The 12,859-nt window shown below is 37.9% G+C and carries 8 protein-coding genes; 7 read left to right on the top strand and 1 reads right to left on the bottom strand.

What is annotated here, in order from left to right; translation table 11 throughout:
* The first annotated feature begins 77 nt into the window (after positions 1-77).
* On the top strand, positions 78-1,784 hold the full coding sequence (locus tag AB3N00_RS24960; RefSeq protein WP_413036980.1) for an LPD1 domain-containing protein: 1,707 nt from the start codon (positions 78-80) through the stop codon (positions 1,782-1,784).
* A 49-nt stretch (positions 1,785-1,833) separates the two neighbouring features.
* Positions 1,834-1,989 (top strand): Spo0E family sporulation regulatory protein-aspartic acid phosphatase, encoded by a 156-nt coding sequence (locus tag AB3N00_RS24955; RefSeq protein ID WP_413036979.1) that lies wholly within the window; start codon positions 1,834-1,836, stop codon positions 1,987-1,989.
* A 613-nt stretch (positions 1,990-2,602) separates the two neighbouring features.
* Here AB3N00_RS24955 and AB3N00_RS24950 read toward each other — a convergent pair.
* Positions 2,603-3,586 carry a DnaA N-terminal domain-containing protein gene (locus AB3N00_RS24950; RefSeq protein ID WP_413036978.1) on the bottom strand — a complete coding sequence of 328 codons (984 nt, stop codon included), beginning with the start codon at positions 3,584-3,586 and terminating at the stop codon, positions 2,603-2,605.
* Between the two features lie 601 nt (positions 3,587-4,187).
* On the opposite strand from AB3N00_RS24950, the gene AB3N00_RS24945 reads away from it, so the two are divergent.
* From AB3N00_RS24945 to AB3N00_RS24925, 5 genes are all read left to right on the top strand, one after another.
* Complete coding sequence (locus AB3N00_RS24945) at positions 4,188-5,612, top strand: hypothetical protein (RefSeq protein WP_413036977.1); 1,425 nt, start codon at positions 4,188-4,190, stop codon at positions 5,610-5,612.
* A gap of 1,502 nt (positions 5,613-7,114) precedes the next feature.
* Positions 7,115-7,393 carry a hypothetical protein gene (locus AB3N00_RS24940; RefSeq protein ID WP_413036976.1) on the top strand — a complete coding sequence of 93 codons (279 nt, stop codon included), beginning with the start codon at positions 7,115-7,117 and terminating at the stop codon, positions 7,391-7,393.
* Positions 7,394-8,221: 828 nt separating this feature from the next.
* A complete protein-coding gene (locus AB3N00_RS24935) occupies positions 8,222-8,506 on the top strand; it encodes a hypothetical protein (protein WP_413036975.1) in 285 nt (94 codons plus the stop codon).
* Between the two features lie 872 nt (positions 8,507-9,378).
* Entirely contained in the window at positions 9,379-10,578 is a 1,200-nt protein-coding gene (locus AB3N00_RS24930) for a hypothetical protein (protein WP_413036974.1), read from the top strand.
* 860 nt (positions 10,579-11,438) lie between these two features.
* Positions 11,439-12,653: a hypothetical protein gene (locus AB3N00_RS24925; protein ID WP_413036973.1), complete on the top strand. Its 1,215-nt coding sequence runs from the start codon at positions 11,439-11,441 to the stop codon at positions 12,651-12,653.
* Positions 12,654-12,859: the final 206 nt, after the last annotated feature.

Genomic DNA, 12,859 nt, shown 5'->3' with positions numbered 1-12,859 from the left:
CGAGAAAACCATGTTACCCAGTCACTGGCGGAGAAAAATATTCCCGCCAAGTGCGGGAGAACGTGGAGGTAATTTTAATGACTCAGTATTCACTATTCGACTATTCTACATCTCAAGGTATCGGCACCCCTAAGGTTGCTAAACGGTCTATTGGCTCTACACATAAGGGATCCAAGAAGACTTCAAGGAAGATCTATGTACATGACGTAGGAGAAGAATTGAAAGGTGCTAAAAAACATCTGAATCAGCAGTCCGGCTTAGACTGGGCAACGATCGAAGAGGATCCTACCATTGCATACCAAAAAATAAATAAAAATGAATTGTTAAAAGATTGGGATGTAAAAGATCTCAAATCAGAGGGGTTTTGTTCCGAGGCCGCTTACGCCATTAAACTCATTTGGGCGAAAGTCTGCCAGCGTCCAGAGGATACACCTCAGCAGCGTACAGACTTCATTAAGGCGGTTGGGACATTACGAGCCCTTCTATCGGATGCCAAAGATAAGGAAAGACTTACGGAAGCCATCGAACAGATAACCGAATCTGTGTACCAAGCTAAGCTTGCAACCTACGCACACCAAATTCAAGAGAAACCTGAACTAGATAATTATCGGTTCTGGTTAGCTTTAGGTGACCGGTTTAAAACATGGATCCTTGGTACCCGGAGTACGCGTCCTGCATACATATCTCTCATTCAAAAGGCGTTTCACACTGATCAGGGGAGGGACTGGAAATGGCTAAAATCAGGGGGAGAGAAACGAACGCAGCGTAGAGAGACGAAAGTAAAATGGGAAAGACTTGTACCTGAAGAAGTTGTCCGGCAATCGAATCAAGAATCTGGTGTTAGACGCCCAGAAGATTTGGTGGAGCTATTTGGGTTCCGGGGAATTCAATTTGGTCAGTGGGTGCAAGATGTCGCTGGAAGATATCATGTCTTGTGCTGTGGCCATGCACTTACGGATCTTGTAACAATCCTGGACTTACCTCTAAAAGCCGCATCATTCTATGGACTATTAGGACTTGCGTTTGGTGCACGAGGTTCTGGCGCTGCCTCGGCTCATTACGAGCCGGACAACAATATCATGAACATTACCAAAATAAGAGGTGGGGGATCGCTTTGTCATGAATGGGCACATGCATTGGATTTCAATCTATACTCCGTTTCGCATCGATATACCAATGGAAGAAGGCTTTCGCTCTCCGGAAATGTGCCTGGTTCCCATTTACCTCATGATGTCGGGAGAGCCTTTCAAGAGCTCATGAATGAGATCAAAGAGGGAGAAGGATTGAAACAAGTTGTTGTTCCAGATCCTCTCCCCAGGGAGCAACACGGATACCGAGCCAGGGTAGCTGAACTTCTGAAACAGCATAATTACAATATAGACGCTACGATGATGGCCCTTAAACAGAGTAACTATCGGATCAAACCACGTATGTGGAATGATATCGGCTTAATGTATTGTAATATGTTGAAACGTGCAGGGATGGAGGTTCCCGCTACATTCGGTATTCCTACAGATGAAAGCAACTTTCTACTTGATGCAAAAGAACGCGGTCCTTACTGGCGAAGAGAGCATGAGCTCTTTGCCAGAGCCTTTGAATCTTGGATTGAAGACGAACTGAGTGAGAAAAGGATGACCAATTCCTATTTAGTCTCAGGTACAGGATTCGGTGGGCCTTATCCAACACATGAAGAACGTCAAAACATTAATGATGCTTTCCGTAACTGGTGGCAAGCACTACATCGTTCAGGCATTCTTCATGATGACCAACATTGGAATAGATAACTATGGGATCGGAACAACCGATACATCATATTCAATGGGAGGTCACATCGTGGATAAGGATACCGCTATACAAGAGAAAATAGAGCTGAAGCGAATAGAACTGTACAAAGAAAGCTTACGTTATGGTTTGCAGTCTAAAGAAGCACTGAAGATTTCGCAAGAGTTAGATGAACTGCTTAATGAATTTAACAATTCAAAAAAGTAAAAAATAATAAAAAGCGCAGCTACCCAGCTGTGCTTTTTTTTGTGATGAATCTGTTCTTCCATTTACTTTCTTATTTGATCTTATTTCTAAAGATTAAAGATTGTTATTATTTATTCTCAGCTTTTGAGAGGGGGACCTTCAATCTTTGAGAAGGGGTATCTCGAGTTTTGAGACATAGTGTCTCAGAATGAAAAGAGGCGTGCTTCAATTTTTGAGATACCCACAGGACTATCTTTTTTTGAGATACTGTCTCTCAAAATATGAGAGACAGCAATTCTATTCATCTATCGCTTGTCAATTGTTGAGATACGCTGCTTCTCAAAAATTGAAAGACAGCGATCTATTCTTTGAAAAGTAGCTTCTCATCATTTTATATGCTGCCTCTCATAATTAGAGATACTGGGTGTCACAGATGTAGAAGCAGCCTTAGTTAACTAATGGACACTATGCAGGCAGTCCATGGTCAGACTTGGTTGATAAGAAGAAGTAATGGTTACGAGTATTTTTATGCATATTCGCTCCATCCAGGTCAAAATCTCTCAAGAAAAAGCATACAAAAAGCCTGCAAAATTCCTCTGCAGGCATGTCCTATGTGCTTATTATGATGAGGCCATTATTGATGAAGATAATCATATTGGATTTGCTCTACGTGTGGGTCAACCTGAAGTAATCCATCGCGAATTAAGGAATTCATTCGATTGCTCAGCCATTCCGAAGCAAAATGGGTTGGAGAATAGACAGTCACAGTGCGACCACGTTTAATACAAAATGAATGTTTAAACCAGGTATCGAAAGAGGGTTTTGTCATTTTCGCTTGCAAAATGATAAGAACTTCATTCCAAAGACTTCTATCCAGATCCGTTATTTCCATCTCAAGTGACTTGATTTTCGCTTGAGTTTCTTTTTGTAGCTTCTGGACTGTTTTTTCTTTTCGTACTACAGTCCCTTTGCGGATTACATTGTCATATACCTCTGTAAAATCGACAGAAGGATCAAGATGTATGACCTCATCTAAATTCTCAACAATTCTCTGCATGTATCGATCGTGATCCAGTCTCAGCTCTGTTGGTAGCTTTTCATATAACTCAACAGGCAGGAAAGGAACCTTCTTACGGACTTTATACAGTGGACTTTCCTCCAAGTTGTTCTTGTCGGCATTTTGGACATTGAAGACGACGACAAAACCATACTTTTCTAGGACTCCAAGTACCTTTTTAACCGTATTGCGACTCTTATTCATCTTCTGGGAAATCAGTTTCAAATCTGGCCAGCAATAATCTTTGTCACCGTAACAGAATCGCTTGAGATGTCCATATAAGGCCACGCCTTCAGCACTGAAAAAATGTCCCCAATAATCCCATATGTAATTACTAATAATCGTCATATGACCATCCACGTGTGGAATAGGTTGACCATGCTTGTCTAAAGAGAACTTTCTTATTTCTTCTTCGGGTATGTAGATCTTCTCGAGTTCCTTCTTGATATAAGCTTGCTCCTCATCATTCACAACCCTGATTCTTGATTCCTCAGCACCCGTGGGTCGGTAACGGTAGTATAACAGCTTATGAGGGGAGCCCTTTAGGTTTTTCTCATACATAGAAAATCTCCTTTAGTTGACGCCTAGAAAGGCAACATTGAAGAGAAGTAGTTACTTCACTTAATCTAAATTAATCCTGTGATAGTATAATTCAAATAACTTGTAGGCAGCACCTCTAATCATCGAGTAGTTACTCCATCGTTATCAGTAGATTGTGTCATCATACATATATACTATTATTATAGTATATTAATTAAAATATTGGTATCGGGTAAATGGAATTCTTGCTGTTGTCTGTGCACAAATCAGTTTCCTTTGGAGAACACACTGATATGGTATTAAGTTTTAAAAAATATCAGACCGGAAGTAATAGAGCGATCGTCAATACGGGTACAATGGGGGAGGATATTCACATGGTGTACATCACCAAGCATATCGAATTCACTTACGGGTTCGAAAAACCTCAGAGAATGATAAACTGTTTTTAGCCAATAAAATCTTTACGCTGAAAAATAACTGTAAACATCTATAGTAGAAAATATTATATGTTTACTTTTCAAGCTTTTACGGATTTCGAGTAAAGCTCTATCGACTACCACACATTTTAAGAGTTATTATTAAGATCATTATGTTATGATAATGCTGGAGGTGAACCGCTTTGATGGAGGAACATGTACCCCAATATTTTATCAATCAAGTTGTGGATGAGTTAGGCCTGAGATGTGAAGAGCTCTACAATAAATTAAATGAAGGAAACATTAGAGATTTTCTACATGACATCATTTCTACTGAGCTTACACCTGCCAACATCCATGAAGTAAGAAGAAATACCTTTAAAGAACTGCAAAAAACCAAGAAACGCTGGCTAAAGTCTCTTCAAGAGCTTTCTAATATATCTAAAGTAAAAAACAAGCGAGTTGAAGTTGTAAAGGAACTTGATCTTGCAAATGAACTTATTGAGATGTATGGCATGGATCAGTTTAAAAAGATCTATGAAGTGGATACGCTAGAGGAATTAAATGCAAAACGTGTTGAAGAGGTTACCACCTGGGCAAATGATAAAACTTCTAGACTTATCGACTTCCTATATATCAAAGATAAGACCCCATTACAAATCAAGAAAGCTTTAAAATCAGATACGATTGTAACCATCGCAGATATTCTTATTAAAAACTTCGACGGGAACATTAACAAAATCATTATTGATCAACCCTTGGTTTATACGGACCATGCCGCTGTAAATCCTGGATGGTCACGGATGAAATTAACCAAAAAGAGTGTAGTTATTGATAATAAATTACACTATATCAGTGAATATCAGCCCGATGAAAACTATTCACTACTAACACTCGTGAATCAAGAAATTATTAATGAGGATCAAATTTTGCGTGCCATTGATGAAACGGATTCAAAACTGTTTAGAGCTGTGCTATCGATGCGAGATCGTAAACTATTTTTTGAAGAACGAAAAATTTATGTAACGATCGGGGATTTGGTAAGAAGGACCCACGGATCGGATAACAAAAGTAACTATCTTTCGGTAAAGAGTCGTTTGACTAAACTTGCTAATGTTAAATTCAACGTACTTACGGAAAATGAAACCTTAGTATTTGGGATTTTTGACCGGCTTCACATTACTGAATTTGGTGATGGTGAGATGGCAGAGATCACGATCGCAGAGGACATTCACCAAAACTACATGATGGGCCAGGTCGTTCGAGCTTACAGTGATAAGTTAATTCATTTCGAAAATCGGATGTCGGAGCATTTAATTTTCCCTTTGCAGAAGGAGAGATTTTTATGCTACTTGCGGCAATCAGGATATACTGCTGAATTCGATTACACCTATTTTATTCACAAGATACAGTTTCGTAGTAAAAGAAAAGATATTAATCTGACTTTTATCGAAGAATGCTTAAATGACTTTGTTAACCACGGAGTCACTGTTGAGTCTTATGTACGAAAGAAAGATGTTTTCCACATTACTTTTCTTCCTGTCAAACCTTACGAGGCTGAGGATTTGCTAGGGGATCAACAAATCAATCATTTCATGAATGATCCAGAGCAACTGAGCCTACCTTTTTAATATTTCGCTGAATAGAGTTAGTATACTAACTCTATTTTTTTATGAATTTATTTATAAAGCGATCTGTTATATATAGAAAAATCAGCTAATAGCTCTAATCAAGCTGATCCTGTTTTTTTATAGTGCACGGAAGTTGAAGCAAGTTCAATTAGAGCGCTTAACGCTAGTTCAAGTAGATAATCAAGTTAAGCTAACGGGTAGGATAGTTTAAGAGTTATCTAAAATAAATGTATTGTAAGTATGCTTTACGATCAAGCACTCTATAATGGAGTGAGCTTATTATTGAGTGGATATAAATCGAAAACGAGCCTCCTGCCCTGACAGACCACTTGTTTGTTATCCTTAGCTTAGTAGTAGGTATTCCTAAGGCAAGAAAGTAAGTTTTTTTTAATTCCACTAAATGACTATAAATTTCTCAGTACCATTCGTTACACCTATGTTACTGAGTTTTATTTGGATTTTGGGACTTTAGAATTTTTCTACTAGAAATATGTCAATGGAAGGACGTACAAATATGAAAGGAACACAAGTGAACATATTCCCAACTTTCAGCATTTATATCAAAGTCTTTTACTTATCGATTAGCTGTTATCAACGAACCGGCTAGCAGACAATAATGGGGAACGATAGCTCAATAATACCAAGAAAGCAGCTGATTAATGTGAGCGACTGCTCTTGTACAACGAAAAAGCAGGCTAGTAAAATCAACTTACACTGTTGGTTGATCCACTTCGAATGCAATCATACGCAAAAGCCAGCTTGCGGAAGCCCTACAACTTTATCAGACCATGAACGGTTCCAGATAGATGATGCGCTGGTCACACTGAGCAAGAGAGAGAAACAAGCATACATACTTCGATATGGATTGTGCTTCAGTCTTCGATAAGTTTGCATTGGAGATGGATATAACCAAGAGTTCAGTTCAAAAGATGCTTGAACGGGCCGACGTTAAGACAATTAAAAACAAGAGTAGCAGTTTATTTTTAGTAGGTTAATTCATTAAATGCGACTGTTTTATTTAAATTTATACCTCATAGTATATAAAAAAAGAAGACCTAATTGGTCTTCTTTATATGTTTTAAGGAAACAGCTCAAGTGGACCACTAGCATAATAAGGGGAATACAGTTAATACTTCTTGTTTGGCATCATTTCTATAAATAAGAGATCTGACAGGGTCTTTAAGTTGAGTATTTCCTTCTGAAACAGCTAGAGTTTCAATTTGGTTATATAGCTCACCCCAAGCATTCTGATTAATAGTTTTTAAGTAGCAGAGGTAAGTTTATTGTTTTTGTATCCTCTTTCTGTATGAACCTCTATAGTTTGCACATTGTTTGAAGAAACCTTTAATTGCCAAACAGTTCCGTTTTTAACCCAAACATATTTCATTTTTGAAGCGGTGGAAACCAATAAGTCGTAAGTATCAAAACTAGTGTATCCCTGGATTGATGGCCACCAAAAATCATAAAAAGTATGTTCTGAAGAAGGTTCTAAATTGTGGTCAATGTATCATAATGAAACAGGATTATATACACAAAAGATAGATTCTCCAGACATTGAATTATTTAAAACGTTTAATCCAACATACAAGGATAATCACTTAAGGCAAATTCCTGTCTGGGGTGGGGTTGTTAATTTAGGGGATTATGACTCAATCAGTATACATTTAAATAATGAAAAACAGTTGCCAAATGTTACAACTAAGGAAAATGGTAAAATGTATTTCTTCTTCAGTTTTCCTAATATTCTTGATGATGAAGAAATAGAGGTATCTAAACCATAAAATAATATAAAGACAAGTCAGATGCTAAACTACTGGGAGTTAATGAAATAAATTTTCTGGATTTTTTCATACATTGGCTACCTCTCTATTAGAAGCCATATTAGGATAACTATACGTTACCATCTTGATATTCTTGATTTCCACTCATCTTGTTTACAAAACTTACCGCCTCTCACCGGAAATGCCAACGGTATAATCGAGGGGAGGTGTTTTTATGTTAATCAATCCAACGTTATGAGAAACTGCTGACGGTCCATTTAGCCATCTGAATTATATATTTGAATTAAAGGTATCTCTATAAAATCAAATGTACATAAATATAAGATTGATCCAAAGCCCTGTCTGCCCTGGAGAAAACGTCTTAACGTAAAATGTACATAATGACAGCATTGCACATAAGTAGCCTTAATAATGTACATAAAAAAATTATAATATGGCGTTTGCGAGGCATGAATAATTACACATACCTACTGAGCTTCTTTTTTATTTCTGCCTTCATAAAGTTATACAAAAAAGGATCGTCAGCATTTCTGGAACGATCCCTATGGTCAACGTTAGTTAAAAACAGGCAGTCAGTATGTGAATGACACCATAGCAATAGGTGATATTGTTGAATTAAGTATGGAAGGATCAATTATAAAGTCGTATCCTCCTCAAGTCACTGCTACCGTTAGAATCAAGAACTAGTGTCATTTATGTGTAAAAACGTTTTTGTGGTTATCTACAAAAGCGAAAAGTACCCGGGGAACTTTAAATGGGAGTGGTGGTGACTGTTCGTAGCTTTGTCCTGTATATTTTTCGATCATAGAAATCTCAACTTCATTACTGTTGATTTGTTTGCATGCTGATATTGAAGTAACACGTGCAGGCAGAGCGTTCCAAGTTGAAGCCAACGAAGTGCACAAACTGGCCGGCGATAGTGTGAACGCGGTACAGCAAGCCGAACTGCGCATTGGCCACATAAGGGAGAAGGTAGAGACGATTCTCTCTAGGGCCTCCACGGTCGATGTAACGGTGTTGCGTCAGTCTGTGGAATTCAAGGAAATTGAAGAGACGCTAGTTAGTCTAAATGATTTGTCGAATCGCTTACTAGAGGATTCTGGATGTTGTTAAGTATAGAGGACAGTTCCTGATCATGCGGCGAACTATCTTCAGCTTGTACAGTCTTGGGCAATGCAAAATAGTAGAGTGGATCTATACCTTCTCCAGAACTACTTATCAATTTCTCCCCCAAATTTCCGCTCAAAACGTGGGGGAATTTTTAGATTAGAACGAAAAGTACTCCAAATCTCCGCTATAATCGAGAAAATCCCCCATATCTCCGCTAGATTAAAATTTCTTATCAAAATCTCCGCTCAACTTATGAAAATCTCATAAATCTATGTTTATTTTTAATAGTTTTGGGGAAGAAAACGAGTTGTCAGAGTGAAAAACCACTAATAATTCCCCAAATCTCCGCTTAGTATTATCATTATGCATATAAATGTGATCATCTATATTAGAAATTCAAATTAATTCCCCCAAATTTCCGCTGTAAATACAGTAAAAAAACTTCTCTATTCAATCATCCTGAAAAAACACTGTCAGAACAGGGGATTAGAATTTATTCTCCAAATCTCCGCTCTATTTTAGGGCCTTATATTTCATAGGATATTTCATAAATTCCCCAAATCTCCGCTCAACCTACCTCTATTTACCATCAAATTTTTCAATGCTATAATGGCTTAAAGCTTAGAAGATCCGTGTAATACATAAAGAAAACTCGATATGTACCGTCGAAATAAAAACAAAAAAGAACCCAACCACAGGTTCTACTAAATGGCTAAGTTTGGCGACCTGGCATTTAGTAGAATTCGAGAGATCGGGTCTTGGTGTTGCTTCTTTAACTGATATGGCTCAATTATAGCATGTCTTTTTCAGAAAAAAAAGCCAAAACCCTTTATTTCCTATGCCATTTTCGGGTTGGATTTAAGGAGCGGCAGAACATGAAACATCATCCTGATTTATTTGACGCACGCACACTCCAAAATGATACTCGTTTGTTATTCAAACTGAAATTGCTGCTCGGTACCGTTTGTGCATATGGCGGGGAAGTTCCACTTTCCTTAACCGCACTTGCTAAGCGAATGAGCACCTCCACGTATCGTATTCGAATCCTACTTCAAAAATTAGAGTTTGAGGGCGTTATTCATTATAATGACGCTGGAACTCTGTTCTTTAATCAATATGTCTTTGTTCAAGATCAAGCAGAGGTTTCAAAAGAAAACCTCTATGCGAAAAACTTTGCATTTTTCACTTGCGATGAATTCCTCGCAGAGGATCGTAATGTCCAACGTTTTGTTCTTCATTACGTCGGTAAAGAATTGATTTACATCCCAGGTAACTTTCGCTGGGGTTATCTTAATGATCTTTATGGTCCAACCGGCCTTCTTAATATTCGCACGCCTAAGGAAGCGAGAAACGTTCTTATCAAGGCTTCCAAGTATCTGAACATTAAAATACATACCGAAAACTTTCAAGTACTCCATGTTCATCAAAAATGGATTGATATGGGGGAGATCTACTCCGAGGGTGCAGAGCTGTGGGTTTTTAAACAGCTGAAGAAGCATCGTTTTTGTTGTGAATTTTTATCACGTAAAGCAGTGTGGCAGATCGCCAAAGTGATGGAAGACTACTATGCGAAATTTGGATATGAATATGCTACTGAAATCTTTGATACAGCTCTGTTTAACATTCAACTCAATAAAATGCGCTCTCAAACCTTCTTGAATATGATTTACCGAGAGGATTCAGAGTATATCGTTACAGATGAGAAAAATGAATTAGATGAAATCAGTGCTTATTTCCGATCAGTAATGGAATCAGCCGAGCTAAATTATGCGGTACAGTTATCAATGGATCTTGAAGTGGTACACCAGAAGAAACAAATGGCAGAAACCCAGCTGTTTGCTAATGATGCGCTCTTGGAGATAAATCAAGAACTGATAGAGGGAGCTGAGGAACAACAGCGCGAAATTTGGGATAAGCTTCGTCGCATACATCACTGCTGGCTCATTCGTTTTAGACAAAACCCAGAATGGTTTGTTGAACGTCATTATCAAATAAAAACATTACCAGCGCCTATTCTGGAGATTAAACTTGAAATTGAAAAGTATATTTTGAATCAAAAGAGTAAAGCTGTCTAATTTTAAAGATAAGTTAGGCTTCTTTGAATTGCTCTTTATTCTACTCATTTAACTTTTGATGCAGTGGCTACTATAGACAGTAGAGTGACTGCTATTTGTCATGTCATAAATTGAAAGCAGGTTGAAAACCCATAAAAGAATTTTAATTTGTATATTTGTCCATCCTTAAGATTTCATCTGATTTAAGATTAACTCCCTAAAATGTCTGTGGATAACGTGTTCATTAGCTTGGATAAAGAGATATTCTTTGTTGACATTGTATAATTGAAAGGGTGTATCGTTTACTAGCATAGGGATATAGTTTATGTAGTCGTTGATAGATAGTACTCGGTCGTGGGTTTAAGTTTGAGTGGAGTGTAACATTGGATTTCTTATCTTTTTGCAAAATTATGCTTATGCAAGAATCCTTATGTAACAAGGGTTTTAAGGGGTTTTGGGAGGGTCCTAAAAAGGTATTAACTAAAGGTTTTGACCTATAGTGTTAAAGAAAGATATTAAATTATGGTCTTAATTGATGGTGTTTAGAAAAAGTTTTAACATGTTTTAAAACAACTCCATCACCTAAAAGATATGAACCTGAATTCAATATCAGAACAGAAACTATAAGTAACCAGACTTAGCTTGTTGTCATAATAAAAGTTTATTTATTGAGGAACCAAAATCAAAGTCGCATTTAGAGTGATAGCATCATTAGTGGTATTTGGCAATTTGCGAGGACTTCTTAAGCCCTACTACATATGTATAGATCGTTTCTTAATTGATCTACTAAGAAAAATTCAACAACCATTATTTTACCTATTGCGTTCTGTACTATAGGCAATACTGAAGATAGGGCCTACAGCATCTATACAAGGGAGTTGATGATCATTACGTTCATAATAAAACAAAATATAGTAAAAGCAACAATACTAGGAGTCGCTTTTACTTTGCTATGTAGCGGTTGTACATTGTCTAACTCTAAATCGAATGACGCTCCTAACGGAGAAGAGTCAGGGATTAGTAAGAATGCAAACAAAAAACAGAAAAAGGATAGTAAGAGCTTAATACTCAACGAAAAAAATGGGATTGTTATATCTATCTCATCAATAAAAGAAGACAAACTGCTAAGAAATATTACCGTAGACATGCGAGGGAAATTGAAGAAATCGTTTCTATGGAATACCGTGGTGGATACTTCACGTCCTCCTATCATTGAAGAAATCGATGTGAATGCAGATGGTACCAAAGAAATTGTTATCCGTATGAATGCTGGAACGGGTACCGGGGTTGCTATCAATGAGGTCCACATCTTGGATCCAAACTCTCTTGAGGAACTGAATGTCGAGGATCCAGTGCAAAGGTTAAACAACAAACTAAACTCATCCATAAAGCACCAAACGGGTAAGACTTATATAGATACGGAATTGGACGGTAAGCATCTGAGTAAAGTGTATGACTACGATATCGGATCATGGGGAGAGCGGGTTAGTTTCGGATCTATCGTATCTTATGAGATTCAGAATGGACGTTTGAGAGCCAGTCTAGCTGGTCAGGCTTCGATGAGTGAATTTCCAGTGAGGGTTGTAGTCGATTATAATAGCGATCTCACCATTGAAAACTTCACTTTATTTTATAGCGGATTTCTTCAGCCTCCATTCAGCGAAGCGGATGTGAGATCTATGCTGGATCAATGGTTACCCGAGGGAGACTGGATTGTTGATCGTAAAGATAATCAATATGTCACTAGTTACCCCAATCATTCGAGAGACGGCGAGTCCATGATGATAAGTATTAACCCGATGACAGGCACGGTACATGATACCACTTCGGGTAGTCCGCTTAAAAGTCTTGCTAACGTAGATGCACCTGACCTTTTTCAGATTAGCAACGGTACAAAATATATGACCGAACTCTACAGACTGGGAAAGCCTATACTTGAGGCCGCTGGTCTGAAGCCAGCAAGCAAAGATTGGATTACTGGCTTTCTAGGTGATGGACACGTATTGGGGGAGGTTATACGTTCCAATCATAAATTTATGATCAAAGTTGACGTATTTACAGGCCAATGGGAAAAGATATCTGATCCTTTCCAGTAGGGGGTGTAACTCAAGCTGTTGTAACGATGCCATTAACCTAGTTTAGTCATCTAGGTTTTTTGGAAAGGACTTCGCTTCTTGGTGCAGTCACAGTACCATTGTTTGGTACTCACAAATTTAAAGATGCAGTCAAAGCTAGTTCTGCAATGGGACGTGGTTGCTCGTAAGCAACAATTGGAAAGTAAGACATACTGGATCCGGAAAGA

It is taken from the genome of Paenibacillus xylanilyticus (genome assembly GCF_047246825.1).
Taxonomy (GTDB): domain Bacteria; phylum Bacillota; class Bacilli; order Paenibacillales; family Paenibacillaceae; genus Paenibacillus; species Paenibacillus xylanilyticus_B.
The sequence above is the reverse complement of the archived record's forward strand: the minus strand, read 5'-3'. Positions and strand labels throughout refer to the sequence as shown.